25 protein-coding genes are annotated in these 26,289 nt (G+C 66.4%); 16 read left to right on the top strand and 9 right to left on the bottom strand.

The features are described from left to right. Window positions 1-34: 34 nt before the first annotated feature. Window positions 35-1,576, bottom strand: a complete 1,542-nt coding sequence (locus tag VLK31_RS29275; protein WP_409172004.1) for an AMP-binding protein — start codon at window positions 1,574-1,576, stop codon at window positions 35-37. A 212-nt stretch (window positions 1,577-1,788) separates the two neighbouring features. Here VLK31_RS29275 and VLK31_RS29270 point away from each other — a divergent pair, with 212 nt between their 5' ends. Together VLK31_RS29270 and VLK31_RS29265 are read left to right on the top strand one after the other, a co-directional pair. Continuing rightward, complete coding sequence (locus VLK31_RS29270; RefSeq protein WP_409171992.1) at window positions 1,789-2,031, top strand: GlsB/YeaQ/YmgE family stress response membrane protein; 243 nt, start codon at window positions 1,789-1,791, stop codon at window positions 2,029-2,031. Between the two features lie 59 nt (window positions 2,032-2,090). Continuing rightward, a complete protein-coding gene (locus VLK31_RS29265; protein ID WP_409171991.1) occupies window positions 2,091-2,582 on the top strand; it encodes a hypothetical protein in 492 nt (163 codons plus the stop codon). Between the two features lie 25 nt (window positions 2,583-2,607). Here the strand turns inward: VLK31_RS29265 and VLK31_RS29260 are convergent, their stop codons facing one another. Genes VLK31_RS29260 through VLK31_RS29250 form a run of 3 tightly spaced genes read right to left on the bottom strand, consistent with a single transcriptional unit; the run spans window position 2,608 to window position 8,419 of the window. Beyond that, window positions 2,608-4,056 (bottom strand): efflux transporter outer membrane subunit, encoded by a 1,449-nt coding sequence (locus tag VLK31_RS29260; RefSeq protein ID WP_409171990.1) that lies wholly within the window; start codon window positions 4,054-4,056, stop codon window positions 2,608-2,610. Then, window positions 4,053-7,214: an efflux RND transporter permease subunit gene (locus tag VLK31_RS29255; protein WP_409171989.1), complete on the bottom strand. Its 3,162-nt coding sequence runs from the start codon at window positions 7,212-7,214 to the stop codon at window positions 4,053-4,055. The genes VLK31_RS29260 and VLK31_RS29255 overlap by 4 nt, the downstream gene beginning before the upstream one ends. An 8-nt stretch (window positions 7,215-7,222) precedes the next feature. Beyond that, complete coding sequence (locus tag VLK31_RS29250) at window positions 7,223-8,419, bottom strand: efflux RND transporter periplasmic adaptor subunit (RefSeq protein ID WP_409171988.1); 1,197 nt, start codon at window positions 8,417-8,419, stop codon at window positions 7,223-7,225. Window positions 8,420-8,553: 134 nt separating this feature from the next. On the opposite strand from VLK31_RS29250, the gene baeS reads away from it, so the two are divergent. Continuing rightward, on the top strand, window positions 8,554-9,942 hold the full coding sequence (gene baeS / locus VLK31_RS29245) for a sensor histidine kinase efflux regulator BaeS (protein ID WP_409171987.1): 1,389 nt from the start codon (window positions 8,554-8,556) through the stop codon (window positions 9,940-9,942). A 19-nt stretch (window positions 9,943-9,961) separates the two neighbouring features. After that, window positions 9,962-10,660, top strand: a complete 699-nt coding sequence (locus VLK31_RS29240; protein WP_409171986.1) for a response regulator — start codon at window positions 9,962-9,964, stop codon at window positions 10,658-10,660. Window positions 10,661-10,691: 31 nt separating this feature from the next. On the opposite strand, the gene lipA is transcribed toward VLK31_RS29240, so the two are convergent. Genes lipA through VLK31_RS29215 form a run of 5 tightly spaced genes read right to left on the bottom strand, consistent with a single transcriptional unit; the run spans window position 10,692 to window position 14,856 of the window. Continuing rightward, a complete protein-coding gene (gene lipA, locus VLK31_RS29235; protein ID WP_409171985.1) occupies window positions 10,692-11,693 on the bottom strand; it encodes a lipoyl synthase in 1,002 nt (333 codons plus the stop codon). Window positions 11,694-11,700: 7 nt separating this feature from the next. Further along, window positions 11,701-12,411, bottom strand: coding sequence for a lipoyl(octanoyl) transferase LipB (gene lipB, locus VLK31_RS29230; RefSeq protein WP_409171984.1), 711 nt, complete (start codon window positions 12,409-12,411; stop codon window positions 11,701-11,703). Continuing rightward, complete coding sequence (locus tag VLK31_RS29225) at window positions 12,408-13,616, bottom strand: MBL fold metallo-hydrolase (RefSeq protein ID WP_409171983.1); 1,209 nt, start codon at window positions 13,614-13,616, stop codon at window positions 12,408-12,410. The genes lipB and VLK31_RS29225 overlap by 4 nt, the downstream gene beginning before the upstream one ends. Then, window positions 13,613-13,966: a YbeD family protein gene (locus VLK31_RS29220; protein WP_409171982.1), complete on the bottom strand. Its 354-nt coding sequence runs from the start codon at window positions 13,964-13,966 to the stop codon at window positions 13,613-13,615. The genes VLK31_RS29225 and VLK31_RS29220 overlap by 4 nt, the downstream gene beginning before the upstream one ends. Beyond that, window positions 13,963-14,856 (bottom strand): D-amino acid aminotransferase, encoded by an 894-nt coding sequence (locus VLK31_RS29215; RefSeq protein ID WP_409171981.1) that lies wholly within the window; start codon window positions 14,854-14,856, stop codon window positions 13,963-13,965. Before VLK31_RS29215 ends, VLK31_RS29220 begins: the two co-directional genes overlap by 4 nt. 157 nt (window positions 14,857-15,013) lie before the next feature. Here VLK31_RS29215 and VLK31_RS29210 point away from each other — a divergent pair, with 157 nt between their 5' ends. From VLK31_RS29210 to VLK31_RS29155, 12 genes are all read left to right on the top strand, one after another. Further along, window positions 15,014-15,499 (top strand): ATP synthase subunit I, encoded by a 486-nt coding sequence (locus VLK31_RS29210; protein ID WP_409171980.1) that lies wholly within the window; start codon window positions 15,014-15,016, stop codon window positions 15,497-15,499. Between the two features lie 4 nt (window positions 15,500-15,503). Then, window positions 15,504-16,373, top strand: a complete 870-nt coding sequence (atpB, locus tag VLK31_RS29205; protein WP_409171979.1) for a F0F1 ATP synthase subunit A — start codon at window positions 15,504-15,506, stop codon at window positions 16,371-16,373. A gap of 69 nt (window positions 16,374-16,442) precedes the next feature. Next, on the top strand, window positions 16,443-16,706 hold the full coding sequence (gene atpE, locus VLK31_RS29200; protein WP_093443444.1) for a F0F1 ATP synthase subunit C: 264 nt from the start codon (window positions 16,443-16,445) through the stop codon (window positions 16,704-16,706). A gap of 82 nt (window positions 16,707-16,788) precedes the next feature. Beyond that, complete coding sequence (locus VLK31_RS29195) at window positions 16,789-17,259, top strand: F0F1 ATP synthase subunit B (protein ID WP_007830193.1); 471 nt, start codon at window positions 16,789-16,791, stop codon at window positions 17,257-17,259. 8 nt (window positions 17,260-17,267) lie between these two features. After that, the gene (locus VLK31_RS29190) at window positions 17,268-17,798 is read left to right on the top strand and encodes a F0F1 ATP synthase subunit delta (protein ID WP_409171978.1); all 531 of its coding nucleotides are present in this window, start codon (window positions 17,268-17,270) and stop codon (window positions 17,796-17,798) included. A 38-nt stretch (window positions 17,799-17,836) separates the two neighbouring features. After that, on the top strand, window positions 17,837-19,390 hold the full coding sequence (gene atpA, locus VLK31_RS29185) for a F0F1 ATP synthase subunit alpha (RefSeq protein ID WP_409171977.1): 1,554 nt from the start codon (window positions 17,837-17,839) through the stop codon (window positions 19,388-19,390). A gap of 33 nt (window positions 19,391-19,423) precedes the next feature. Further along, a complete protein-coding gene (atpG, locus tag VLK31_RS29180; protein ID WP_409171976.1) occupies window positions 19,424-20,299 on the top strand; it encodes a F0F1 ATP synthase subunit gamma in 876 nt (291 codons plus the stop codon). A 196-nt stretch (window positions 20,300-20,495) separates the two neighbouring features. After that, window positions 20,496-21,896, top strand: a complete 1,401-nt coding sequence (atpD, locus tag VLK31_RS29175; protein WP_409171975.1) for a F0F1 ATP synthase subunit beta — start codon at window positions 20,496-20,498, stop codon at window positions 21,894-21,896. 37 nt (window positions 21,897-21,933) lie between these two features. Continuing rightward, complete coding sequence (locus VLK31_RS29170; RefSeq protein WP_409171974.1) at window positions 21,934-22,353, top strand: F0F1 ATP synthase subunit epsilon; 420 nt, start codon at window positions 21,934-21,936, stop codon at window positions 22,351-22,353. A gap of 220 nt (window positions 22,354-22,573) precedes the next feature. Further along, window positions 22,574-23,743, top strand: a complete 1,170-nt coding sequence (locus tag VLK31_RS29165) for an ROK family protein (protein WP_409172003.1) — start codon at window positions 22,574-22,576, stop codon at window positions 23,741-23,743. Continuing rightward, window positions 23,740-25,278 (top strand): sugar ABC transporter ATP-binding protein, encoded by a 1,539-nt coding sequence (locus VLK31_RS29160; RefSeq protein ID WP_409171973.1) that lies wholly within the window; start codon window positions 23,740-23,742, stop codon window positions 25,276-25,278. The genes VLK31_RS29165 and VLK31_RS29160 overlap by 4 nt, the downstream gene beginning before the upstream one ends. Beyond that, window positions 25,241-26,287, top strand: coding sequence for an ABC transporter permease (locus tag VLK31_RS29155; RefSeq protein WP_409171972.1), 1,047 nt, complete (start codon window positions 25,241-25,243; stop codon window positions 26,285-26,287). The genes VLK31_RS29160 and VLK31_RS29155 overlap by 38 nt, the downstream gene beginning before the upstream one ends. The last annotated feature ends 2 nt before the right edge of the window (window positions 26,288-26,289 follow it).

The raw sequence follows: 26,289 nt of genomic DNA, 5'->3' as shown, positions 1-26,289 counted from the left end.
CCGCGATGGTGCCTCGTTGCGGCGCCGCGGTGCGTCAGCCGGGGTCGCGTTCTTGCAGTTCGCGCAATTCGCGCTTGAGCACCTTGCCGATGGCGCTGCGCGGCAGCTCGTCGATGTAGCTCAGCCGCGCCAGGCGCTGCGTCTTGCCGAGCTGCTCGTTGGTCCACTGCAGCAGCGCGGCCTCGGTGGTGGCGTCGCCCGCGCGGCGCACCACGAAGGCCACCGGCGTCTCGCCCCATTGCTCCGAGGGCATGCCGACCACCGCCGCGTCGGCCACCGCCGCATGGCCGCGCAGCACGCCTTCGAGGTCGCTCGGGTAGATGTTGAAGCCGCCGCTGATGATCATGTCCTTCTTGCGGTCGAACAGCGTGAGGAAGCCGTCGGCGTCGAAGCGGCCCACGTCGCCGGTGCGAATGAAGCGCTTGCCGGTGGCGTCGAACCATTCGGCCTCGCGCGTTTTTTCGGGCTGGCGGTGGTAGCCGGTCATCATGCCGGCGGAGTGGCCCACCACCTCGCCGGCCACGTCGAGCTGGTCGCGCGGCAGCTCCTGGCCGTTCTCGTCGATCAGGCGAATGTCGCTGCCCGGCGCGGCCTGGCCCACGGTGTGCAGCTTGGTCGGGTTCAGGTGCGCCTCCAAAATGCAGGTGCCGCCGCCTTCGGTCATGCCGTAGAACTCGATCAGCCCGCCGGGCCAGCGCTTGAGCACGTCGGCCTTCAGCGCGGCGTTGAACGGCGCGCTGGTGCTGAACTTGAACTGGTAGCGCGACAGGTCGTGCGCGTCGAAGCGCGGGTGCGCCATCAGGCGCTGGTACTGCACCGGCACCAGCATGGTGTGCGTCACGCCGTGCTTCACGGCCAGCTGCAGGTAGCCCAGCGCGTCGAACTTGGGCATCAGCACCACGCAGCCGCCAAAGGCAATGGTGGGGAAGAACACCACCAGCGTGGTGTTGGAGTAGAGCGGTGTCGACAGCAGCGTGACGGTGTCGCTGCTGTACTCGTACTTGGCGCCGCGCTGCACATGGGCCCAGCGCATGCCGTGGCCCTGCACGATGCCCTTGGGCTCACCGGTGGTGCCAGAGGAATAGATGATGTTGAAGGGCCACGCGGGCTCGGCCTTCACGGCCTTTGGCTGCGCGCCGACCGGTGCCAGCCAGGCCTCGAACGCGCTGCCCACTTGCGAGCCGTCCAGCGCGATGCGCGCAATGCCGCCCGGTACGACAGGGCCGATGACATCAGCAGCCGATGCATCGCTGAACAGAATGCGCGCGTCGGCGTCCGAGATCATGCGTGCCAGGCTGGTGGGCGTGGAGCCGGGTGCCAGCGGGGCCACGGCCACGCCCGCGCGCAACGCGCCCAGAAACACGGCCGCGTAGTTCACCGACGAGGCGGCGCACACCGCAATGGCGTCGCCGGGCTGGAGGCCGTCGCGCTGCAGGCTGGCGGCAATGCGGTCCATCAGCGCGTCGAGCGCGCCGTAGTTCAGCGTGTGCTGCGCATCGGCCAGCGCGGCGTGCTCGGGGGTGTGTTGCGCGTGTAGGCGAACCAGGTCGGCAATGGCGCCGAATTCGCGTTCCATCGCGGCTTGAAAAGCGGTGTGCATGAGAGAGTCGGTCCTTCGAACTTGGCCAGCCGGCAGGATAGCGGAGCCATTGCGGCTGACCAGCGCCTTGGCGACGCGGGCCCGCGCAGGAAAACCCCCGTCAGTTGCCGCTCAGGATGCGGGCGCCACGATCCCTGCGCGCCATCGCCGACAACGTGAGCGCTTTTTGCAACAACAGGGAGTTTTCCGTGCACATCCTCTGGACGATCCTGATCGGCTTCATCGCCGGGCTGCTGGCCCGCGCCGTGCTGCCCGGCAACAATTCAATGGGCTTCATCCTGACCGTGGTGCTGGGCATTGCCGGCTCGCTGGTGGCCACTTATGCGGGCCAGGCGCTGGGGCTCTACGCCGCGGGCGGGGCCGCCGGCTTCATTGCCTCGGTGGTCGGCGCGGCCGTGCTGCTGGTGGTGTGGCACCTGGTGACACGCTGACCCGCACACCCGCTGACCCGCATACACCACAGCACTTCGATTCAAGCAAGGAGCTCACCATGGGTTTACTCGACATCCTCCAGCAGGCCATTGGCAACAACAACGCCGAAGCCCACATCGACCAGGTCACGCAGCACGCCTCCACCGACGAGGTGGGCGCGGGGCTTGCCGCAGCAATGCGCTCCGACCAGACGCCGCCCTTTGGCGACATGGTCGGCAAGCTGTTCGGCCAGTCGTCGCCAACCCAGCAGGCCGGCGTGCTCAACCAGATTCTGGCCACGCTCGGCCCCGCGGCCGCATCGGCGTTGGCCGGCGGCGTGCTGGGGCGCATGCTGCAGCCGGGCCAGACACAGGTCACGCCCGACCAGGCCTCGCAGCTGTCGCCCGCGCAAGTCACCGAGATTGCCGCGCATGCGGAGCAGCAGCACGCGGGCGTGATCGACGAGGTGAGCCAGTTCTATGCGCAGCACTCGGGCCTGATCAAGACGCTGGGCGGCGCGGCCATTGCCATTGCGCTGGCGAAGATGAAAGAGAACGCCACGCGGGGCTGAGGCCGCGTGGCCGTGTCCTTCGCGTTCAGCGCGATGACACGGTGGCCTGCGCCTGCACCGTGTCCCCGCCGCCCATCACCTTGTAGAGCGTGATGCGGTTGCTCTGCTCCGACAGGCGCAGGCCAATCAGCGTCTGCTGCGCGGTGTACAGCGCGCGCTGCGCGTCCAGCACCTCCAGGTAGCTGTAGTTGCCGTTGCGGTAGAGCGCATTCGACAGCGTGTAGGTCTTCTGCGTGGCGTCCACCAATGACTGCTGCGCCGCCAGCTGCTCGCCCAGCGAGGCGCGCACCGCCAGCGCGTCGGCCACTTCACGGAAGGCCGTCTGCACGGTCTTCTCGTAGGTGGCCAGGTCGATCTCGCGCTGCGCCTTCATCGCGTCCAGGCTCGCTCGGTTGCTGCCGGCGTTGAAGATCGGCAGGCTGATCGACGGCGCGAAGCTCCACGCGCCACTGCCGCCCTTGAACAAACCCGACAGCGCCGTGCTGGTCGAGCCCGCGCTCGCGGTCAGCGAAATGCTCGGGAAGAACGCCGCACGCGCCGCGCCAATGTCGGCGTTGGCACCCTGCAGCGTGTGCTCGGCGGCCAGCACGTCGGGGCGCTGCTGCAGCATCTGCGAGGGCAGGCCCGCGGGCACGCCGACCAGCGCGCTGGCCGATGACAGGCCCGCCGTGGGCAGCAGCGCGTCGGGCACGCTCGTGCCGGCCAGCAGGTCGAGCGCATTGCGGTCCTGCGCCACCTGCGCGGTGTAGCTGGCCACGTCCACGCGCGCCGCGTCGACCGTGGTCTGCGCCTGCGCCAGCACCAGCGCCGAGCTGGCGCCCAGCGCGTGCATGCGCCCGGTCAGCGCATACGAGCGTTGCTGGCTGGCCAACGTGTCTTGCGCGAGCTGCAGCCGCGCGTTGTCGGCCGCCAGCGTGAGCCAGGCAGCGGCCACTTCCGCCACCAGGCTGATCTGCGTGCTGCGCCGCGTGGCCTCGGTCGCCAGGTAGCTTTGCAGCGCGGCCTCGTTCAGGTTGCGCACGCGGCCGAACAGGTCGAGCTCGTAGCTGCTGAAGCCCAGCGCGGCGGTGTACTGCGTGCCAATGGACGGCGTGCCGCTGCTGCTGGCCGCCGCCGATGTGCGCTGGCGCGTGCCGCCTGCGGTGGCCGCGACGCTGGGGAACAGCTCGGCGCGCTGCACGCCGTACTGCGCGCGCGCCTTCTCGATGTTCTGCACCGCCACGCGCAGGTCGCGGTTGTTGGCCAGCGCCAGCGTGAGCGTGTCGCGCAGGCGGTCGTCGGTGATGAAGCGCTGCCAGCCGGCGGTGGCGGTGAGGGTGTCTTTCACATCCGTGGTGTCCGTCGCATTGGTCGAGACGGGCCACGCCGAAGCGACCGGCGCTTCAGGCCGCGAGTACACGGGCGCCAGGTTGACGCAGCCCGTGAGCAGCGCGGCCGCGGCCAGCGCGCAGAGTTTGAAGGCGCGCGTGGTCACAGGGCTCCTTGCTGAGCAAGCGTGGGCAGCGTCGGTGGCTTTGGCGCTGCATCGGGTTTTTTCGTCCGCGCAAAGAAGCCCCGGATCACGACGAAGAACAGCGGCACAAAGAAGATGCCCAGCGCCGTGGCCGTTGCCACGCCGCCGAGCACGCCCACGCCGATGGCGCGTCGGCTGCCCGAGCCCGCGCCGCTGCTCAGCGCCAGCGGCAGCACACCGAACATGAAGGCCAGCGAGGTCATGAGAATGGGCCGCAGCCGCAGGCGCACCGCCTGCAGCGTGGCATCGACCAGCGCCATGCCCTCGTCCTGCAGCTGCTTGGCAAACTCGACGATCAGAATTGCGTTCTTCGCTGACAGGCCCACGGTGGTCAGCAGCCCCACCTGAAAGTACACGTCGTTCGACAGCCCCGCGAACCGGGTCGCCAGCACCGCGCCCAGCACGCCCAGCGGCACCACCAGAATCACCGAGAACGGCACCGACCAGCTTTCGTACAGCGCAGCCAGGCACAGGAACACGAACAGGATCGACACCGCATACAGCAGCGGTGCCTGCGAGCCCGACAGCCGCTCCTGGTAGGAGCTGCCCGCCCATTCGTAGCCGATGCCCTGCGGCAGCTGCTTCATGATGCGTTCCACCGCCGCCATGGCCGCGCCGGAGCTCACGCCCGCGGCGGGGTCGCCGATGAGCTCGAACGACGACATGCCGTTGTAGCGCGACAGCTGCGGCGAGCCGTAGGTCCAGCGGCTGGTGGCAAAGGCAGAGAACGGCACCATCTCGCTGCCGCTGTTGCGCACGTACCAGCTGTTCACGCTGTCGGGCTGCATGCGAAACGGCGCGTCGGCCTGCACATAGACCTTCTTCACGCGGCCGTTGTTGACGAAGTCGTTCACGTAGCTGCCGCCCATCGCGCTGGAGAGCGTGTCGTTGATGTCCGATGTCGACAGGCTCAATGCGGCCGCCTTGCGGTCGTCGATGTCGATTGCAAATTGCGGCGTGTCGTCCAGGTTGTTGCTGCGCACCTGGCTCAGCGCCGGGTCTTTGCGCGCCAGCGCCAGGAACTGCTCGCGCGCCTTCACCAGTGCGTCGTGGCCGATGCCGCCCAGGTCTTGCAACTGCACGTCGAAGCCCGCGTTGGAGCCCAGCCCGCGCACGGCCGGCGGCAGCATGACGAAGGTGCTGGCGTTGTTGGCGCGCGTGGCCAGGTCCTGCGTGAAGCGGCGCGCCAGCGATGCGGCGTCCTGCGCCTTGCCGCCGCGTTCGCTCCAGTCCTTCAGCGTGATGAAGGCATTGCCCGTGGCCTGGTCGCCGCTCAGGCCGGTCAACATGATGAAGTGCGCCACCTCCTTCTGTGCGAGCAGATAGGTCTCGACGCTTTTCATGGTCTGCTGCAGTTGCTCGTCGGTGGCGCTGGAGGGCAGCTTCACCTGCGCCATCAGCGTGCCCTGGTCTTCGTCGGGCAGGAACGAGGTGGGCAGGCGCATGAAAGTGACGCCCAGAACGCCCACCAGCAGCGCATACACCAGCAGGCTGCGCTTGCCGCGCCGCAGCAGGCCGCCCACGCCGGAGCGGTAGCGATCTGCGCTGCGGTCGAAGTTGCGGTTGAACCAGCCGAAGAAGCCGAAGAAGCTGCGCTTGTGCGCATGGTGGCCGGCCTGCACCGGCTTGAGCAGCGTGGCGCACAGCGCCGGCGACAAGGTAAGCGCCACCAGCACCGACAGCAGCATGGCCGCCACGATGGTCACCGAGAACTGCCGGTAGATCACGCCCGTGGAGCCGCCGAAGAAGGCCATGGGAACGAACACCGCCGACAGCACCAGCGCAATGCCCACCAGCGCGCCGGTGATCTCGCGCATCGACTTGCGCGTGGCCTCCTTGGGCGACAGCCCCTCTTCGGACATGAGCCGCTCCACGTTCTCCACCACCACGATCGCGTCGTCCACCAGCAGGCCGATGGCCAGCACCACGCCGAACATGGTGAGCGTGTTGATGGAGTAGCCCAGCGCCGCCAGCACGCCGAAGGTGCCCAGCAGCACCACCGGCACCGCAATGGCGGGCACCAGCGTGGCGCGCAGGTTCTGCAGAAAGAGATACATGATCAGCACGACCAGCACCATCGCCTCGACCAGCGTCTTGGCCACCTCCTCGATGGACACGCGCACAAAGGGCGTGGTGTCGTAGCCGACCACGGCCTTGATCTGGTTCGGAAAGAAGGGCGCCAGCTCCGCCAGCTTGGCCTGCACCGCCTTGGACACCGTGAGGGCGTTGGCGCCCGTGGCCAGCTTCACGCCCATGGCGGCCGAGGGCTTGCCGTCGAAGCGCGTGTTGATGGTGTAGCTCTCGCTGCCCAGCTCGATGCGTGCCACGTCGGCCAGGCGCACCACCGCACCGGCACTGTCCGACTTGACGATCACCTCGCGAAACTGCTCTGCGGTGCGCAGCTTGCTGCGCGCGGTGATGGTGGCGGTGAGCCGCTGGCCGCCGGTGGCGGGCAGGGCGCCCAACTGGCCGGCCGACACCTCGGTGTTCTGGCTGGTGAGCGCGCTGCTCACGTCCGAGGGCATCAGCGAATACTTCTGCAGTTTGGCCGGGTCCAGCCAGATGCGCATGGCATAGCCCGAGCCCAGCGCCTGCACGTCGCCCACGCCGTCGATGCGGCTCACCACGTCGAGCAGGCTGCTGGAGATGTAGTCGCCAATGTCGGTGGCCGAGGCGCTGCCGTCCTGCGAGGTGAGCGAGACGATCATCAGAAAGTCGGTGCCCGACTTGGTGACCGTCACGCCCTGGCTCTGCACCGACTGCGGCAGCTGCGACAGGGCCTGCTGCAGCTTGTTCTGCACCTGCATCTGCGCCACGTCGGCGTTGGTGCCGGCCTCGAAGGTGAGCTCGATGCGCGCGCTGCCTGAAGACGTGCTGCTGGAGGCCATCGACACCAGCCGGTCGAGCCCTTTCATCTTCTGCTCGATGACCTGCGTGACCGAGTCTTCGATGGTCTTGGCGGAGGCGCCGGGGTAGGTGGCGTTGACCGACACCTTGGTGGGCGCGATGTCGGGGTACTGCTCCAGCGGCAGCGTGGTGATGGACAGCGCGCCGGCCAGCATGATGACGATGGCGATGACCCACGCGAAGATGGGTCGGTCGATGAAGAAACGTGCCATGCGTTGCCTCAGCGGGTGGTTGCGTTGGTGGCCACGTTGGTGGCCGCAGGGGCGGTGTCGGTGGCCGCCACCGGCTGCACCGTGTCGCCCGCCTTCACCTTCAGCGAGCCCTCGACGATCACGCGTTCGCCCGCCTTCAGGCCCTCTGTCACCTGCCAGCGGCTGCCGATGGCGCGCGACACCTTCAGCGCGCGCTGCTCGACCTTGTTGTCGGGCGTGACCACCAGCGCGGAGGCATCGCCGCTCGCGGTGCGGGTCACGCCTTGCTGCGGCACCAGCAGCGCCTGCTCGGCCACGCCTTCTTCCAGCACGGCGCGCACATACATGCCGGGCAGCAGCGTGCGCTCGGGGTTGGGCACCAGCACGCGCAGCGTGACCGCGCCGGTGCCTTCGTTGACGGTGACGCTTGCAAACTGCAGGCGCCCCGCGTGCGCATAGGCGCTGCCGTCTTCCAGCACCAGACGCACCGCGGCCTCGGCCTTGTCGGTGCCGCTCTTGAGCGCGCCGCTCGCGAGTTCGCGCTGCAGGCGCAGCAGGTCAGTGGTCGACTGCGTCACGTCGATGTAGATCGGGTCGAGCTGCTGCACGGTGGTGAGCGCCGTGGTCTGGCCGGCCGTGACCAGCGCGCCCGGCGTGACGGTGGAGGCCTCGATGCGCCCCGCGATCGGCGCGGTGATGCGCGTGAAGCCGAGGTTGATGCGCGCGGTGTCGAGCGCGGCGCGCGCCACCCCCAGGTCGGCCACGGCCTGCTGCAGCGTGGCCTGGCTGTCGTCGTTGGTCTGCTGGCTCACCGCGTCGATCTTTGCAAGCTCCGCGTTGCGGCGCGCGGCGGTTCTGGCGGCGTTCACCGTGGCTTCTGCCTTGGCCACGCTGGCCTGCGCGCTGGCATGCGCGGCCTTGTAGCTGGCGGGGTCGAGCTGGTAGAGCACCTGGCCGGCCTTGACCAGCGCGCCCTCTTCGAACAGCCGCTGCTGCACGATGCCGCCGACCTGCGGGCGAATCTCCGCGCTCAGGCGCGAGCGGGTGCGGCCCGACAGCTCGGTGGTGATGGGCTGGTTCTCGGGCTGCAGCGTGACCACGCTGACTTGCGCGGCTGTTGCTGCTGGTGGTGGCGCGGACGAAGAACCGGAGCACCCCGCCATTGCGCCCAGCAGGCCGAGGCCCAGGGCGCACGCGAGGCCGGTGCGGGTGAAGCGTGAAGACATGTGCAGGTTTCCAATCAGGTTGGAACCCATGCTCCGCAGGCAATGTGGAGCCAATGTGAAGGTCCCCCGCGGCGCGCGGCCATGGCGGTGCAATGCACCGCCATGGCCTCATCTGGCTTATCTTGTGGCCCTTCATGAAGATCAGCATCACCACCAAGCTCTTTCTCGCCGTGCTGGCCACCGCCGTGCTGGCGGTGGTTGCGATGGGCGCCGCCTCGCGATGGAATTTCGAGCGCGGCTTTGTCGGCTACCTCAACGAGCAGGGCGTGGAGCGGCTCGACGCGATGCTGCCCAACGCGGTGGCCGCGTACCGCGCGCACGGCAGCTGGGACTTTTTGAGCGAGGGGCCCGGGCCGTGGTTCGAGATCATGCGGCCCGCGCGGGCGAGCTCTGGCGAGCGCTTCGAGCCGGGCCGCTCGCTGCCGCCCGTGTCCGACCTCACGGGCGCCATGCTGCGCATTACGCTGCTGGACGCCCGCCGCCAGGTGATCGCCGGTTACCGCGAGGTGCGCCGGGGCGCCACCGAGCGCGCCGTGTCGGTCGACGGCAAGACCGTGGGCTGGGTCGTGATGAACCCGTTCCAGAGCGTGAGCGAGGCCGGCGACCAGCGCTTTCAGCAGAACCAGGCGCGTGCGAGCTGGGTCATCGGCAGCCTGTGCGTGCTGCTGGCCGCAGGCATCGCATGGTGGATCGCGCGCGTGCTGCTCGCGCCCGTGAAGCGCGTGGCCGGCGTCACCCACCGGCTGGCGGCAGGCGACTACGAAAGCCGCGTGGCCGTGTCGTCGAACGACGAGGTCGGGCAACTGGCGCGCGACTTCAATTCTCTGGCGCACACGCTGCAGCGCAACGAGCAGATGCGCCGCGAGTTCATGGCCGACGTGTCGCACGAACTGCGCACGCCGCTGGGCGTGCTGCACGGCGAGCTTGAGGCGATGGAAGACGGCGTGCGCCGCCTCGACGCGCAGGCCGTGCGCTCGCTGCAGCACGAGGTCGGCATGCTCAACCAGCTGGTGAGCGACCTGTACGACTTGTCTCTGGCCGACGTGGGGGCGCTCGCCTACTGCAAGGCCGACGTGGACCTGCGCGAGCTGATCGAGGCCAGCGTCGATGCCTTTCGCGAACGGCTGGCGTCGGCGGGCCTGCGGCTCGAACTCGACTTGCCCGCGCAGCCGCTGGTGGCGTTCGCGGACGAGCGGCGCATGCAGCAGCTCTTCAGCAACCTGGTGCTCAACACCTGCCGCTACACGGATGCGGGCGGCGTGCTGCGCATCTCCGCGCGCGAACAAGACAAGGCGATTGCCATCGACCTGATGGACTCCGCGCCGGGCGTCGAGGCGGCGCAGCTGCCGCGCCTGTTCGAGCGCTTCTTTCGCGGCGAGGGCTCGCGCAACCGAGCCAGCGGCGGCGCCGGGCTGGGGCTGTCGATCTGCCGCAGCATCGTGGAGGCGCATGGCGGCAGCATCGAGGCCAAGGCCTCGCCGATGGGCGGCGTGTGGGTCGCGGTGCGCCTGCCGCGGGCCTGATGCACGAAGAGAAACGATGATGAGCGACGCACCCATGACCCCTGTTTCTTGCGCCCATGTGCTGATCGTGGAGGACGAGCCGCGCATGGCCGCGCTGCTCGCCGACTACCTGCAGGCGTCGGGCTACACCTCGGCCTGGCTGGCCAACGGCCTGGAGGTGGTGCCCTGCGTGAAGGCCCGCGCGCCCGACCTGGTGCTGCTCGACCTCATGCTGCCCGGCCAGGACGGCATGAGCGTGTGCCGCGAGCTGCGGCAGTTCAGCGACGTGCCGGTCATCATGCTCACCGCGCGTGTCGAAGAGGCCGACCGGCTGATGGGCCTGGAGATCGGCGCGGACGACTACATCTGCAAGACGCCGTTCAGCCCGCGCGAGGTGGTGGCCCGCGTGAAGGCGCTGCTGCGGCGCAGCGGCCATTCGGCGCGCGAGGTGTCGCCGTTGCTGCTCGATGCGCAGACGTACAAGGCCGCGTGGCAGGGCGCGCCGATGGACCTCACGCCCATCGAGTTCCGTTTGTTGAAGGCCCTGGCCGACGCGCGCGGGCGCGTGCTGTCGCGCGACAAGCTGCTGGACCATGTGCATGCCGACCAGCGCGCGGTGACCGATCGCGCGGTCGACAGCCATGTGAAGAACCTGCGCCGCAAGCTCGAGACCGCGACCGGCGGGCAGGAGCTGATTCGGTCGATCTATGGGGTGGGGTACCGGCTGGACCTGCCCTGAAGGGGCCCGGGGCAGGCCGGCCGAAGGGCGATCAGGCGCCGGTGGCGTGTGCCTGCTTGGCCGCGTGGGCCTGCTGGTCCGCGTGGTAGCTCGACCGCACCATCGCACCCACTGCCGCGTGGCTGAAGCCCATCTTGTAAGCCTCTTCCTCGAACATCTTGAAGGTGTCGGGGTGCACGTAGCGGCGCACCGGCAGGTGCGAGCCCGACGGCGACAGGTACTGGCCGATGGTCAGCATGTCGATGCCGTGGGCGCGCATGTCGCGCATGACCTGCAGGATCTCTTCGTCGGTCTCGCCCAGGCCGACCATGATGCCGCTCTTGGTCGGCACACCGGGGTGCAACGCCTTGAACTTCTTCAGCAGGTTCAGGCTGAACTGGTAGTCGCTGCCGGGGCGCGCTTCCTTGTAGAGGCGCGGCGCGGTTTCCAGGTTGTGGTTCATCACGTCGGGCGGCGCGGCCTTCAGGATTTCCAGGGCGCGGTCGTCGCGGCCGCGGAAGTCGGGTACCAGAATTTCGATCTGCGTCATCGGCGAGAGCTCGCGGATGTTCTTGATGCAGTCCACAAAGTGCTGGCTGCCGCCGTCGCGCAGGTCGTCGCGGTCCACGCTGGTGATCACCACGTACTTCAGGCGCAGCTTGGCAATGGTCTTGGCCAGGTTGAGCGGCTCGTCCTTGTCGAGCGGGTCGGGGCGGCCGTGGCCCACGTCGCAGAAGGGGCAGCGGCGGGTGCACTTGTCGCCCATGATCATGAAGGTAGCCGTGCCGTTGCCAAAGCATTCGCCGATGTTCGGGCAGGAGGCTTCTTCGCAGACGGTGTGCAGGTTGCTTTCGCGCAGGATCTGCTTGATCTCGTAGAAGCGCGTGGTGGGGCTGCCGGCCTTGACGCGGATCCACTCGGGCTTCTTGAGCACTTCGCCGGTCTGCACCACCTTGACGGGGATGCGCGAGAGCTTGGCCGCGGCCTTCTGCTTGGCCAGCGGGTTGTAGTTTTCGGCGCTCTGGGCGTCGCGGACGACTTCGGTGGTGCTCATTGGATTGCTAGGGCGCCAGGTAGGTGGTGAGTTTTTGGCTCAGGACCCGGGCGGCTTCTTCCCATGTGGTTTGGATGCCGATTGTAGAAAGATCGACCGTTTGCAGCCCCGCATACCCGCAAGGGTTGATGCGCGAGAAGGGTTCGAGGTCCATCGCCACGTTCAGCGCCACGCCGTGGTAGGTGGCATGGCGGCTCACCTTGATGCCCAGCGCGGCGATCTTGCCGAGGCCGCGAAACGGGTCGCCGGCGGGCAGGGGGCCGGTCAATGCAGCGTGAGAAAACGGGTCGTCCAGGCGCACGTAGATGCCCGGCGCACTGGCCACGCGGTGGCCGGTCACGCCGAAATGGGCCAGCGTGCGCAGCACCGATTCCTCGATGCGGTAGACGTATTCCTTCACGAAGTAACCCGCGCGGCGCAGGTCGATCAGCGGGTAGACCACCACCTGGCCCGGTCCGTGGAAGGTGACCTGGCCGCCGCGGTCGGTCTGCACCACAGGGATGTCGCCGGGGTTCAGGAGGTGGTCCTGCTTGCCCGCCACGCCCTGGGTGAAGACCGGGGCGTGCTCGCAAATCCAGAGCGCATCGGGTGTGTCGGGCGTGCGGTCCAGCGTGAATTGCTTCATGGCCGCGAAGGTGTCGGCGTAGTCGACGCGGCCCAGCGGGTGCCGCTCGATGGCGGCAGCGGTTGCGATTGCGACTGCAGGGGTGTCTGTCATGGCGTGGCCTGCCGCGCGGGCAGCTTGCGGGTCTCGCCGATGGCGAGCGTGAAGAAGGCGTCGTCGGCCACGCCCTGGGCCTTGCGGGCCACGGCGAGGTCTTTGGGCGGCTGGTCGAGCGCCTCGTCGGTCAGCGAAAAGGTGGCCCAGTGCACGCCCAGGCTGCGCTTGGCATGCAGCTCGCGGTGGATGCGCACGCTTTCGTCGGGGTTGACGTGCTGGTCGGTCATGAACCAGCGCGGCTCGTAGGCGCCGACGGGCAGCAAGGCCAGGTCGAAGCCGCCGCCCTGCGCATCGGTCTGGCGCGGCGCCAGCCGGGCCTGAATGTCGGCGAAGTCCTTCGAGTAGCCCGTGTCGCCGGAATAGAAGAGGTGCATCTTCGGCGAGAGCAGCGCAAAGCCGCCCCACAGCGTCTGCATCTTGTCGCCGAGGCCGCGCGCGCTCCAGTGCTGCGCGGGCACCAGAAACACCTGCACCGCGCCGGGCGTGTCGGTGGCAACGCCCGCGCCGTTGCGCTGAACGCGGGCCTGCTTCGCCTGCAGCGGGCCTTCGGAGGCCGGCAGCGTGAGGCTGTCCCACCAGTCGAGCTCTATGGCGTTGGCAATGCCGCGTTCCGCGAGCCACGGCGCAATGCCCAGCGGCACCACGAACAGCGGCGGGCCACCAGCCTGCGCGTTGAGCGCCTTCACGCTGCCTTCGTCGAGGTGGTCGTAGTGGTTGTGGCTGATCAGCACCACATCGATGTGCGGCAGGTCCTTCAGCGCCACGCCGGGCGGCTGAAAACGCTTGGGCCCGGCGAACGACACCGGCGAGGCGCGCTCGCCGAACACCGGGTCGGTCAGCACGTTGAGGCCGCCGCCGGCGGTGGGCACCTGCACCAGCACGGTGGCATGGCCGATGAAGGTGGCCGCAGGCTGCATGGCGGCGCCGCTGTTCGCGTGGATGAAGGCAAGGTCCGGGGAGACCACCGGTGGCGGTGCCTCGGGCGCGGGCGGCAGGCCCTTGAACCACGAGGGCAGTTGCCAGCCGAGCAACACATCGGTGAAGAAGTTCTTCGGCTTGAACGCGATGTAGTTGTCCTGAAAGCCGTCGGGCCGGTGGTGCGAGCGGCTGACGTCGTAGTACGGGTTGGGCGCCGTGCCGCAAGCCGCCACCAGGCCGCTTGCGCACAGTGCCGCCGCCACGGCTCGCCAGCGCAGGGTCAAAGCACGACCTTGACCATCGGATGCCCGGACAGCGCGCGGTACAGGTCGTCGAGCTGCTCGCGGCTGGTGGCCGTCACGGTGATGGTCACGCCAAGGTAGTTGCCGGCCTTGCTCTCGCGCAACTCGATGGTGCTGGCGTCGAAGGCCGGATCGAACTGCTTGGCGATCTGCGTGATGGCATGCACGATGCCGTCGGCCTTCATGCCCATCACCTTGATGGGGAACTGCGAGGGGTACTCGATCAGCGATTCCTTGCGCGGATCGGGGATCGCGGGCGTGGCGTTGGCGTCGCTGGCATCGCCGGTGCCGTTGGTGTCGGGGGTCTCGATGGGCGTCGTGTCTTCGGTCATGCCGGGGCTCCGTGCTTCTGTGCGTTGCGTACCTTGGCCTCCTGGTAGGCCTTGTACAAGCTGTCGTAAATGGGGCCGGGATGGCCGTTGCCAATAGCCCGGCCGTCGAGCGTGACCACGGGCAGCAGCTCCTTGCTGGCCGAGGAAATCAGCAGCTCGTCGGCGGCGAACACTTCGTCGCGCGACAGGGGGCGCAGCTCGAAGGGAATGCCGCGCTCCTCGCACAGGCGCTCGAACAGGCCGTAGCGTATGCCGGTCAGCACCAGGTTGTTCTTCGGCGGGCCCATGAGCTTGCCGTTCTTCACGACCCACACGTTGCTGGAAGACGCTTCGCTGAGCCATTCGTCGCGGAACATGATGGTCTCGGTGGCGCCGGCCTCCACGCTGATCTGGCGCGCGAGCACCGCGCCCAGCAGGCTGGTGCTCTTGATGTGCGCCTTCTGCCAGCGGAAGTCGGCCGCGGTGACGCAGGCCACGCCCTTGGCGCGCACCGCATCGGCGATGGGCGGCAGCGGGTTCACCATGACGAACACCGTCGGTACCAGGCCGCGCACCATTGCGTGGTCGCGGGGGGCCACGCCGCGCGTGACCTGGAAGTACACGGATTGAGGGGCATTGCCGCCTGGCGCGACAAGACGCATGACAATCTCGCGCCATGCGTCGAGTGAGTGCGGGTTGTCGATCTGCAGTTCGGTGAGCGAGCGATCGAGGCGCGCCATGTGCTCCTCGAAGCAGAAGGGCTGGCCGAAGTAGACGGGCACGTACTCATAGATGCCGTCGCCGAAGATGAAGCCGCGGTCGAGCACGCTGATCTTGGCGTCGCGCAGGGCGGTGTATTGGCCGTCCAGGTAACAAAGCGTGGCGGGCAGGGCGTCGGTGATAGGGTGCATGCCGGAATTATGGTTGGGTGCGCGGCGTCGGGCTCGCGTCAGGGAATGCGGCACCGATTTGCATGCGAGACACGTGAGGTGGCGGGATGGGTTGCGTTTTTACTTATAATCAATGGCTTTGTAGAAATGCTGGGTCGTCATCCGGGCTTCATTCGAAATGAAAACAATCGCCCGTCAAGACTCGGAGGTCGCTGAAGACCTCGATGCAGAATTCAAGCCGTTGACCGCCGAACAGGCGCGTGAACTGCGAGCAAAGAACCCTTCGGTCTCCCCTTGGCGGGTGGTCGCGGGTCAGTTGGTTGTCGGTCTGGTGGTGGCTCTGGCCACCTGGGGACTGACGGGGAGGCAAAATCTGGGTTGGTCCGCCGCTTACGGTGCGATCGCGGTGGTTGTTCCATCTGCGGTCTTCGCACGTGGGCTGACCGGTCGGTTTTCTTCCTTGAATCCTGGCACTGCGGTGTTCGGATTCTTCCTGTGGGAAATGGTCAAGATGGCCTTGTCGGTGGCGATGCTGATCGCTGCGCCAAGGCTTATTACGGCGCTGAGCTGGCCTGCAATGCTGGTCGGCTTGGTGGTGACAATGAAGGCGGCCTGGTTGGCGGTGATGTTCTCGCCCCGGCGCCGGAAACAGAGAGACGAGTAACGGAATGGCTGCTGAAAACGCTGCGGAACATGGTCAGACCGCGGGTGAATACATCGTTCACCACTTGACGCACCTGCAAAGCTCCAAGCCTGGAGGTGTTGCGGACCTGACTGTTTTCAATTTCGACTCACTGTTCTTTTCGATCTTGCTCGGCGTGCTGGGTTGCTGGCTGCTGTGGCTTGCTGCCCGCAAGGCTACTTCGGGCGTTCCCGGTCGTTTTCAAGCGGCTGTCGAGTTGCTCGTCGAAATGGTCGACCAGCAAGCCAAGGGCATCGTCCACAACGCCACGAGCCGCAAGTTCGTTGCTCCGCTGGCGCTCACGATCTTCGTGTGGATCTTCCTGCTCAATGCAATGGACTTGTTCCCCGTCGATTTGTTCCCGGCCATCTGGGCCAAGATCTTCGGCATCGTCGGTGAAGACCCGCACCACGCCTATCTGCGCGTCGTGCCCACCGCCGACCTCTCGGTGACCATGGGCATGTCGGTGGCCGTGCTGCTGATCTGCATCTACTACAACATCAAGATCAAGGGTGTTGGCGGCTGGGTTCACGAGCTGTTCACCGCACCCTTCGGCAACCATTGGGCGCTGTACCCCTTCAACTTCGCCATGCAGATGATCGAGTTCGTCGCCAAGACGGTCTCTCACGGCATGCGGTTGTTCGGCAACATGTACGCCGGCGAGCTGATCTTCCTGCTGATCGCATTGATGGGCGGCGCCTTCACGCTGTCGGCCACCGGCATCAGCCTGGCCATCGGCCACATCATCGCGGGCACTGCCTGGGCCATCTTCCACATCCTGATCATCACGCTGCAAGCCTTCGTGTTCATGATGCTGACGCTGGTCTACATCGGCCAGGCCCACGAGCAGCACTGATCGCACTGATCAACCGTTTTCGTTTCTGTTTTTTGTTTTCTCTTCAACCAAAGTCCTCTAGGAGTCATCATGGAAGTTATTAGCTTTGTTGCACTGGCCGCCGGCCTGATCATCGGTCTCGGCGCTGTCGGCGCATGTATCGGCATCGGCATCATGGGCAGCAAGTACCTCGAGTCGGCCGCACGTCAGCCTGAACTCATGGGTGAACTTCAAACCAAGATGTTCCTGCTGGCTGGTCTGATCGACGCTGCTTTCATTATCGGCACCGGTATCGCTCTGTGGTTTGCAACGGCCAACCCGTTCCTCGCCCAGATCGCTCTCCTGCCGAAGTAATTCTTTCTCGTCGGACCTGCGTCGTCGTTCCCTGGATCCCCTAGCGAATGGCTTCGATTCAATCCCATAGAGAGGGTGAAAAGTGAGCATTACCGGTACCCTGATCGTTCAGATGATCGTGTTCCTGATCCTGGTCGGGTTCACGATGAAGTTCGTGTGGCCGCCGATCGCGAAAGCGTTGGACGACCGCGCTGCGAAGATCGCCGAAGGCCTCGCTGCTGCCGACAAGGCCAAGTCCGAGCTGTCCGCCGCCAACAAGCGCGTGGAAGCCGAATTGGGTCAGGCACGCAACGAGTCCGCACAGCGTCTTGCCGACGCCGAACGTCGCGCCCAGGCCATCGTTGAAGAGGCCAAGGCCCGCGCGACCGAGGAAGGCAACAAGATCGTTGCAGCCGCACGTGTCGAAGCCGACCAGCAGGCACTGAAGGCCCGTGAAGCACTGCGCGAGCAGGTTGCCGCACTGGCCGTCAAGGGCGCAGAGCAGATTCTGCGCAAGGAAGTGAATGCAGGCGTCCACGCCGATTTGCTCGCCCGTCTGCAGACCGAACTCTGATAGAAGCCATGGCAGAACTCGCCACCATTGCACGCCCCTACGCCGAGGCGCTCTTCAAGGCGTCGTCGTCCGACGTCGCTGGAACCAGCGCCTGGCTCGAAAAGATGGCCGCCATCGCGGCCAACTCCGAGCTCCGGCAGTTCGCCGACAACCCCAAGGCCACGGCCGAACAGGTGATCGGCGTGGTCGCCGGTGCATTCGGTGCACCGCTGACCGCCCCCGCCCAGAACTTTCTGGCTGCGCTCATCGAGAACGGGCGTTTTTCGGTGCTGCCGGAAATTGCGAAGCAGTTCCGGGCACTGGCCAACGCGAAGAGCGGTTCGTCCGACGCCGTGGTCTACAGCGCGTTCCCGATCGATGCGGCGGCCTTGGCCACTGTGTCGGCGGTGCTTGAAAAGCGCTTCGGCCGCAAGCTGCAGGTCACGGTCCAGCAAGAGCCGGAACTGATCGGTGGCATTCGTGTGGTGGTCGGCGACGAGGTGCTCGACACCTCCGTCAAAGCGCGCCTTGAACAAATGAAAGTTGCGCTGGCGGCCTGACGGTCTCCATCGCCTTACAAAGAAAGAAGGAAAGAGTCATGCAACTCAATCCCGCAGAAATTTCCGAACTGATCAAGAGCCGCATCGAGGGCCTCGGGGTCAGCGCGAACATCCGCAACGAAGGCACCGTGGTGTCGGTGACCGACGGCATCGTGCGCGTGCACGGCCTGTCGGATGCGATGCAAGGCGAAATGCTCGAGTTCCCGCCGAGCGCCGATGGCACGCCGTCGTTCGGTCTGGCCCTGAACCTCGAGCGCGACTCGGTCGGCGCCGTGATTCTGGGTGAATACGAACATATCTCCGAAGGCGACACCGTGAAGTGCACGGGCCGCATTCTGGAAGTGCCCGTGGGCCCCGAGCTCATCGGCCGCGTGGTGAACGCACTGGGCCAGCCTATCGACGGCAAGGGTCCTGTCAACGCCAAGATGACCGACGTGATCGAAAAGGTCGCACCGGGCGTGATCGCACGCAAGTCCGTCGACCAGCCGCTGCAGACCGGCCTGAAGTCGATCGACTCGATGGTGCCGATCGGCCGTGGCCAGCGCGAGCTGATCATCGGTGACCGCCAGACCGGCAAGACCGCCGTCGCCATCGACGCGATCATTGCCCAGAAGGGCCAGGGCGTGACCTGCATCTACGTTGCCATCGGTCAGAAGGCTTCGTCGATCAAGAACGTGGTGCGCGCACTGGAACAAGCCGGTGCCATGGACTACACGATCGTGGTTGCTGCTTCCGCTTCGGAATCGGCCGCCATGCAATACGTGTCGGCCTACTCGGGCTGCACGATGGGCGAGTACTTCCGCGATCGCGGCGAAGACGCGCTGATCGTCTATGACGACCTGTCCAAGCAAGCCGTGGCCTACCGCCAGGTGTCGCTGCTGCTGCGCCGCCCGCCAGGCCGCGAAGCCTACCCCGGCGACGTGTTCTATCTCCACAGCCGTCTGCTCGAACGCGCAGCCCGCGTGAACGCCGACTACGTCGAAGCCTTCACCAAGGGCGCGGTCAAAGGCAAGACCGGTTCGCTGACGGCACTGCCGATCATCGAAACGCAAGCCGGCGACGTGTCCGCTTTCGTGCCGACCAACGTGATCTCGATCACCGACGGCCAGATCTTCCTGGAAACCAACCTGTTCAACGCAGGCATCCGCCCCGCCATCAACGCCGGTATCTCGGTGTCGCGCGTGGGTTCGTCGGCCCAGACGAAGATCATCAAGGGCCTGTCCGGCGGTATCCGTACCGACCTGGCGCAGTACCGTGAGCTGGCTGCGTTCGCGCAGTTCGCCTCCGATCTGGACGAAGCCACCCGCAAGCAGCTCGACCGCGGTGCCCGCGTGACCGAACTGCTGAAGCAGGCTCAGTACAGCCCGCTGCCAGTCTCGCTGATGGGCGCGACGCTGTTCGCCGTGAACAAGGGTTTCATGGACGACCTGGACATCAAGAAGGTGCTGCCGTTCGAACACGGTCTGCATCAGTTCCTGAAGTCCAGCTACGCCCCGCTGCTCGAGAAGATCGAGAAGTCCAAGGCGCTCGACAAGGAAGCGGAAGCTGAACTGACGGCCGCTGTCACCGCGTTCAAGAAGTCGTTCGCCTGATCGACGCCTTGATCGACGCAAGAAGGAGCTCTCATGGCAGCTGGTAAGGAAATCCGCGGCAAGATCAAATCGGTGGAGAACACCAAGAAGATCACCAAGGCCATGGAAATGGTCTCGGTTTCCAAGATGCGCAAGGCGCAGGAACGCATGCGCGCCGCTCGCCCCTACAGCGAAAAGATCCGCAACATTGCGGCCAACCTTGGCAAGGCGAACCCGGAGTACACCCACGCGTTCATGAAGACAACCGAAGCCAAGGGCGTCGGTTTCATCATCGTGACCAGCGACAAGGGCCTGTGCGGCGGCTTGAACACCAACCTGCTGCGGGCCGTCACGGTCAAGCTGCGCGAAGCGCAGGCAGCGGGCAACGTGGTCGAGTCGGTCGCCATCGGCAGCAAGGGTCTGGGCTTCCTGAATCGCATTGGCGCCCGCGTGGTGGCCCATGTGACGCAGTTGGGCGACACGCCGCATCTGGACAAGCTCATCGGGCCTGTCAAGACGCTGCTCGACGCCTATGCCGAAGGCAGGCTGTCGGCCGTGTACCTGTGCTACACGAAGTTCATCAACACCATCAAGCAAGAGCCGATGGTGGAGCAACTGCTGCCGCTGAAGGCCGAGACGCTGCAGACCGAGTCGGGACATCATTCGTGGGACTACATCTACGAACCCGATGCGCAAAGCGTGATCGACGAGCTGCTGGTGCGCTACGTGGAATCGCTGGTGTACCAGGCCGTGGCCGAGAACATGGCGTCCGAGCATTCGGCGCGCATGGTGGCCATGAAGGCGGCAACCGACAACGCGGGCAACGTGATCAGCGAGCTGAAGCTGGTCTACAACAAGACCCGTCAGGCTGGCATCACGAAGGAACTGTCCGAAATCGTGTCCGGTGCGGCCGCTGCGGCGGGCGTGTAACCGAGGCGCGTCAGTGAAGCACGCGGCTGGCCCTGGCCTGACGAGGACGCCCTCGCAAGCCAGAGCCGACAAGTGCTGATCTGACCATTCAAGGGTGCCGGCCCGTCCGGCAATCTTGCAAAAGCGGCCCGCAAAGGCAAAAGGACGCTTCTGCAAGAACCTGTCGCAACATTATTGAGATCCAGAAGGAAACGCCATGGCTGAAGGAAAAATTGTCCAATGTATCGGCGCCGTGGTCGACGTGGAGTTCCCGCGCGACCAGATGCCGAAGATTTACGACGCACTGAAATTCGAAGGCAGCGCGCTGACCCTCGAAGTGCAGCAGCAGCTCGGCGACGGCATCGTGCGCACCATTGCACTGGGCTCGTCCGACGGCCTGCGCCGCGGTCTGATCGTCACCAACACCGGTGCCTCCATCACGGTGCCCGTGGGCAAGGCCACGCTGGGCCGCATCATGGACGTGCTGGGCGCGCCCATCGACGAACGTGGTCCGGTCAGCCAGGAGCTCACCGCATCGATCCACCGCAAGGCCCCCGCGTACGACGAACTGTCGCCTTCGCAAGACCTGCTGGAAACCGGCATCAAGGTGATCGACCTGGTGTGCCCGTTCGCCAAGGGCGGCAAGGTGGGCCTGTTCGGCGGTGCCGGCGTGGGCAAGACCGTGAACATGATGGAACTCATCAACAACATCGCCAAGGCTCACTCGGGTCTGTCGGTGTTTGCCGGTGTGGGTGAACGTACCCGCGAAGGCAACGACTTCTATCACGAGATGGCCGACTCCGGCGTCGTGAACCTCGAGAAGCTCGAAGAGTCGAAGGTGGCCATGGTCTACGGCCAGATGAACGAACCCCCGGGCAACCGTCTGCGCGTGGCGCTGACCGGCCTGACCATTGCCGAGTCGTTCCGCGACGAAGGCCGTGACGTTCTGTTCTTCGTGGACAACATCTACCGCTACACGCTGGCCGGCACCGAAGTGTCCGCACTGCTGGGCCGCATGCCTTCCGCCGTGGGCTACCAGCCCACGCTGGCCGAAGAAATGGGCCGTCTGCAAGAGCGCATCACCTCGACCAAGGTCGGCTCCATCACTTCGATCCAGGCCGTGTACGTGCCAGCGGATGACTTGACCGACCCGTCGCCTGCCACCACCTTCGCCCACCTGGACTCCACCGTGGTGCTGTCGCGTGACATCGCTTCGCTGGGCATCTACCCCGCCGTGGACCCGCTGGACTCGACCTCGCGTCAGCTCGACCCGAACGTGGTCGGCGAAGAGCACTACAACGTGGCCCGCGCCGTGCAGGGCATCCTGCAGCGCTACAAGGAACTGCGCGACATCATCGCGATTCTGGGCATGGACGAACTGGCTCCCGACGACAAGCTCGCCGTGGCGCGCGCTCGCAAGATCCAGCGTTTTCTGTCGCAGCCGTTCTTCGTGGCGCAAGTGTTCACCGGCTCGCCCGGCAAGTACGTGCCGCTGGCCGAAACCATCCGTGGTTTCAAGATGATCGTGAACGGCGAAGCCGACCACCTGCCGGAACAAGCGTTCTACATGGTGGGCGGCATCGACGAAGCGTTCGAAAAAGCCAAGAAGATGGCCTGACCGCGGACCTCACGCGGCAGCATCCAAGGAAAACCAGATGGCAAACACCATTCACGTCGACGTGGTCAGCGCGGAAGAGTCGATCTTCTCGGGCGAAGCCAGGTTTGTCGCGCTGCCCGGTGAAGCCGGCGAGCTCGGCATCTATCCGCGTCACACCCCGCTGATCACGCGCATCCGCCCCGGCGCGGTGCGCATCGAGACGGCCGACGGCAAGGAAGAGTTCGTCTTCGTGGCGGGCGGCATTCTCGAAGTGCAGCCTAATTCCGTCACCGTGCTGTCCGACACCGCAATCCGCGGCAAGGACCTCGACGACGAGAAGGCCAACCAGGCCAAGGCGGCGGCTGAAGAAGCGCTGAAGAACGCGAAGAGCGACATCGACATCGCCATGGCGCAATCCGAGCTGGCCGTGATGGCCGCCCAGATCGCAGCCCTGCGCAAGTACCGCCAGAAGAAGTAAGCAAGCAAGAGCCCTTGGGCTCTGCCAACAAGAAGCCGCCCTCGGGCGGCTTTTTTGCGTCCGGGCCGATCGCAGGACGAACGAGCACGGCATTGGCCTGAATTTGGTCGAAGTTCAGCCTTGTCTGGCTGAAGCCATGCCCCTAGTATTCGCGGCGAAGACAACAAGAGCACCGGAGACAAGACGCGTGGCACGTTGGAGTGGCATCACCGCCGATGAAATGCGCTTGCTGGAAACGACCTTCTGGTCGGCCGGCGGCTCGCGCCATGCCATGGCCGAACAACTCGGCTTTTCCAAGAGCAAGGCCAACGGGCTGATTGCCGGCCTGGTCGAGCAGGGCCTGCTGGCCGAAGCCGGCCTGCAACGCTCCTCGGGTGGGCGCCGCCCCGAAAACCTCCAGCTGCATGCCGCACTCGGTGTGCTCGTGGGCATCGACATCGGTGCCACCAGCCTCGATGTTGCCGTGCTGCGCCCCGACCTCACCGTGCTTGCCCAGCACGACGAACCCGCCGATGTGCGCCAGGGCCCGGCCGTCGTTCTGGCCCGCGTGCGCGCCCTCATGCGCGAACTGCTGACGCGCTGCGGCGCCAGCGCGAAGGACGTGCTGGGCATCGGCATCGGCGTGCCTGGCCCGGTGAACTTCGAAATTGGCCAGCTGGTGAACCCTCCGCTGATGCCGGCGTGGGACAGCTTCTCGGTGCGCGACTACCTGCGCGAGGACTACGCCGCACCCGTGTTCGTCGACAACGACGTCAACCTCATGGCGCTCGGCGAACTGTGGCGCCTGAAGCGCTCGTTAAACAACTTTCTGGTCATCAAGATCGGCACCGGCATCGGCTGCGGCATCGTCTGCCACGGCGAGGTGTACCGCGGCGCGGCAGGCTCGGCCGGCGACGTGGGCCACATCTGCGTCGACCAGGAAGGCCCGCGCTGCCATTGCGGCAACGTCGGCTGCGTCGAGGCGATGGCGGCCGGCCCGGCCATCACGCGCATGGCAGTGCAGGCCGCCGAAGCGGGTGAGAGCACGGCGCTGGCCGAGTGCCTGCGGTTGCACGGGCACATCGACGCCGTCGACGTGGGCCAGGCCAGCCGCGGCGGCGACACGGCGGCCAACGCGATCATCCAGCGCGCGGGCGGCCTGATCGGCCAGATGCTCGCGTCGGTCGTCAACTTCTTCAATCCGTCGCATGTGTTCATCGGCGGCGGCATCACGCGCATCGGGCCGCTGTTTCTGGCCGCCGTGCGCCAAAGCGTGTACCAGCGCTCGCTGGCGCTTTCCACGCGGCACCTGGAGATTCAGTACACGCCGCTGGGCACGCAGGGCGGCCTGGTCGGCGCCGGCGTGCTCGCGATGCACGAGACCCTGAAAGTTCGCGGAGTGGCGCCATGAGTGCAGCAGACAACCCCAAGGGCAGCGTCGCCGTCGAGTTCGACGGCGTGGTGAAAGCCTTCGGCCCGGTGCAGGTGCTGCACGGCGTGAGCTTTGCGCTGGCGCCTGGCCGCGTGTACGGCCTGCTCGGCGAGAACGGCGCGGGCAAGTCCACGCTGATGAAGATCCTTGCGGGCTACGAGGCGCTCACCGGCGGCGCGCTGCGCATCAACGGCCAGCCGCAGCAGTTCACCAGCTCGCGCGATGCCGAGGCGCTGGGCATCGTGCTGATCCACCAGGAGTTCAACCTGGCGGAAGACCTGAGCGTGGCGCAGAACATCTTCCTGGGCCACGAGAAGAAAAAAGGCTGGCTGCTCGACGATGCCTCGATGGAGCGCGACGCCGCCGCAGCGCTGGCCGCGGTCGGCCTGCAGGTCGATGCGCGCACCAAGGTGCGCAAGCTCATCGTCGCCGAGAAGCAGCTCGTAGAAATTGCCAAGGCCATTGCCCGCCGTGCGCGCCTGCTCATCATGGACGAGCCCACCGCCACGCTCACGCCGGGCGAGACCGACCGCCTGTTCAAGCTCATCGCGCAACTGCGCTCCGACGGCGTGACCATCGTCTACATCTCGCACAAGCTCGACGAGGTGGCGCAGGTGACCGACGAGGTCATCGTGATGCGCGACGGCCGCTTCGTTGCGCGCTCGCCCACCGCCGACGTCACGCGACAGCAGATGGCCAACCTCATGGTGGGCCGCGAGCTGGCCGACCTGTATCCGCCGCGTGACCTCGTCGTGGACACCGATGCGCCCGCCATGCGCGTGCGCGATTTCAGCGTGCCCGGCTGGGCGCAGAGCGCGAGCTTCGAGGTGCGCCCCGGCGAGATCCTCGGCTTCGCGGGCCTGGTCGGGGCGGGCCGCACCGAGCTGTTCGAAGGCCTCCTGGGCCTGCGTCCCGCGAGCGGCTCCGTGGAAATGCTCGGCCAGCCCGTGCCCCACAACAAAGGCTGGCGCAACCCGCGCGACGCCGCCAAGCACGGCCTCACGTACCTCAGCGAAGACCGCAAGGGCAAGGGCCTGCATGTGGACTTCGGCCTGCGCCAGAACCTCACGCTCATGGCGCTCGAACGCTATGCGCAGCCCTGGCTGAAGCCCGAGGCCGAACGCGGCGCGCTGGCCGAGGCGGTGAAGGACTACGGCATTCGCACCGGCTCGCTCGACGTCAAGGCCTCTTCGCTCTCGGGCGGCAACCAGCAGAAGCTTGCGCTGGCCAAGGTGCTGCAGCCTCGCCCCAAGGTGGTGGTGCTCGACGAGCCCACGCGCGGCGTGGACGTGGGCGCCAAGCGCGACATCTATTTTTTGATCCAGCGACTCGCCCGCGAAGGGCTCGCGGTGATCGTCGTCTCGTCGGAGCTGATGGAGCTCATCGGCCTGTGCCACCGCGTTGCGGTGATGCGCGCAGGCAAGCTGGTTGCCACGCTCGACGCGAATCATCTGACCGAAGAGGAGCTCATCGCTCATGCCACTGGAACCGCAAACTCCCCCGTCGCCGCCTGAGCAGGCCAAGCAGCCCGAGGCTGCAGCAGCGCACCGCAGCGAAACGAAGCCGCGCTGGACAGAGCGCCTGCACGGCCTCGGCCCGGTCATCGGCCTGGTGCTGCTGTGCATTGCCGGCACGCTGCTCAACAGTGACTTCGCCACCGTCGACAACGCGATGAACGTGCTCACGCGCACGGCCTTCATCGGCATCATTGCAGTGGGCATGTGCTTCGTGATCATCTCGGGCGGCATCGATCTGTCGGTGGGCTCGATGGCCGCGCTCATTGCCGGCAGCGTGATCATGTTCATCAACTGGGCCGGGCCTGCGTCGGGCTCGCCGCTGCTGGCGGTGGTGATGGGGGCGGTGCTGGCCATCGTGCTGGGCGCGGTGTTTGGCCTGGCGCACGGGCTGCTCATTACCAAGGGCCGTATCGAACCCTTCATCGTGACGCTGGGCACGCTGGGCATCTTTCGCGCGTACCTCACCTACTTTGCCGACGGCGGCGCGCTCACGCTCGACAACGACCTGTCGGACCTCTATGCACCCGTGTACTACGCGAGCCTGGCGGGCATTCCGGTGCCGGTGTGGGTGTTCGTGATCGTGGCGATCATCGGCGGCGTCATCCTGAACCGCACGGCCTACGGGCGCTACGTGCAGGCCATCGGCTCCAACGAGCAGGTGGCGCGCTACGCGGCGGTGGACGTCGACCGCGTGAAGATCATGACCTACGTGCTGCTGGGCGTGTGCGTGGGCATTGCCACGCTGCTGTACGTGCCGCGCCTGGGCTCGGCCTCGCCCACCACCGGCCTGCTGTGGGAGCTCGAAGCCATTGCCGCGGTGATCGTTGGCGGCACCGCGCTCAAGGGCGGCGCGGGCAGCATCACGGGCACCGTGGTGGGCGCGATCCTGCTCTCGGTCATCAGCAACATCCTGAACCTCACCAGCATCATCAGCGTGTACCTGAACGCTGCGGTGCAGGGCTTCGTGATCATCATCGTCGCGTTCTTGCAGCGCGGCCGGCGCTAGTT

The sequence above is a fragment of the Variovorax sp. H27-G14 genome, from assembly GCF_046156345.1.
Lineage (GTDB): Bacteria > Pseudomonadota > Gammaproteobacteria > Burkholderiales > Burkholderiaceae_C > Variovorax.
This window is presented reverse-complemented; position numbering and strand designations above follow the sequence as displayed.

Excerpts from the sequence above, each read along its gene's own strand:
- atpA (WP_409171977.1), top strand. The coding sequence starts at position 17,837 with ATGCAACTCAATCCCGCAGAAATTTCCGAACTGATCAAGAGCCGCATC.
- VLK31_RS29165 (WP_409172003.1), top strand. The coding sequence starts at position 22,574 with ATGCGCTTGCTGGAAACGACCTTCTGGTCGGCCGGCGGCTCGCGCCAT.
- atpD (WP_409171975.1), top strand. The coding sequence starts at position 20,496 with ATGGCTGAAGGAAAAATTGTCCAATGTATCGGCGCCGTGGTCGACGTG.
- VLK31_RS29155 (WP_409171972.1), top strand. The coding sequence starts at position 25,241 with ATGCCACTGGAACCGCAAACTCCCCCGTCGCCGCCTGAGCAGGCCAAG.
- VLK31_RS29240 (WP_409171986.1), top strand. The coding sequence starts at position 9,962 with ATGAGCGACGCACCCATGACCCCTGTTTCTTGCGCCCATGTGCTGATC.
- VLK31_RS29275 (WP_409172004.1), bottom strand. The coding sequence starts at position 1,576 with ATGGAACGCGAATTCGGCGCCATTGCCGACCTGGTTCGCCTACACGCG.
- atpB (WP_409171979.1), top strand. The coding sequence starts at position 15,504 with ATGGCTGCTGAAAACGCTGCGGAACATGGTCAGACCGCGGGTGAATAC.
- VLK31_RS29210 (WP_409171980.1), top strand. The coding sequence starts at position 15,014 with ATGAAAACAATCGCCCGTCAAGACTCGGAGGTCGCTGAAGACCTCGAT.
- VLK31_RS29190 (WP_409171978.1), top strand. The coding sequence starts at position 17,268 with ATGGCAGAACTCGCCACCATTGCACGCCCCTACGCCGAGGCGCTCTTC.
- VLK31_RS29250 (WP_409171988.1), bottom strand. The coding sequence starts at position 8,419 with ATGTCTTCACGCTTCACCCGCACCGGCCTCGCGTGCGCCCTGGGCCTC.
- VLK31_RS29265 (WP_409171991.1), top strand. The coding sequence starts at position 2,091 with ATGGGTTTACTCGACATCCTCCAGCAGGCCATTGGCAACAACAACGCC.
- atpE (WP_093443444.1), top strand. The coding sequence starts at position 16,443 with ATGGAAGTTATTAGCTTTGTTGCACTGGCCGCCGGCCTGATCATCGGT.
- baeS (WP_409171987.1), top strand. The coding sequence starts at position 8,554 with ATGAAGATCAGCATCACCACCAAGCTCTTTCTCGCCGTGCTGGCCACC.
- lipA (WP_409171985.1), bottom strand. The coding sequence starts at position 11,693 with ATGAGCACCACCGAAGTCGTCCGCGACGCCCAGAGCGCCGAAAACTAC.
- lipB (WP_409171984.1), bottom strand. The coding sequence starts at position 12,411 with ATGACAGACACCCCTGCAGTCGCAATCGCAACCGCTGCCGCCATCGAG.
- atpG (WP_409171976.1), top strand. The coding sequence starts at position 19,424 with ATGGCAGCTGGTAAGGAAATCCGCGGCAAGATCAAATCGGTGGAGAAC.
- VLK31_RS29220 (WP_409171982.1), bottom strand. The coding sequence starts at position 13,966 with ATGACCGAAGACACGACGCCCATCGAGACCCCCGACACCAACGGCACC.
- VLK31_RS29160 (WP_409171973.1), top strand. The coding sequence starts at position 23,740 with ATGAGTGCAGCAGACAACCCCAAGGGCAGCGTCGCCGTCGAGTTCGAC.
- VLK31_RS29170 (WP_409171974.1), top strand. The coding sequence starts at position 21,934 with ATGGCAAACACCATTCACGTCGACGTGGTCAGCGCGGAAGAGTCGATC.
- VLK31_RS29215 (WP_409171981.1), bottom strand. The coding sequence starts at position 14,856 with ATGCACCCTATCACCGACGCCCTGCCCGCCACGCTTTGTTACCTGGAC.
- VLK31_RS29255 (WP_409171989.1), bottom strand. The coding sequence starts at position 7,214 with ATGGCACGTTTCTTCATCGACCGACCCATCTTCGCGTGGGTCATCGCC.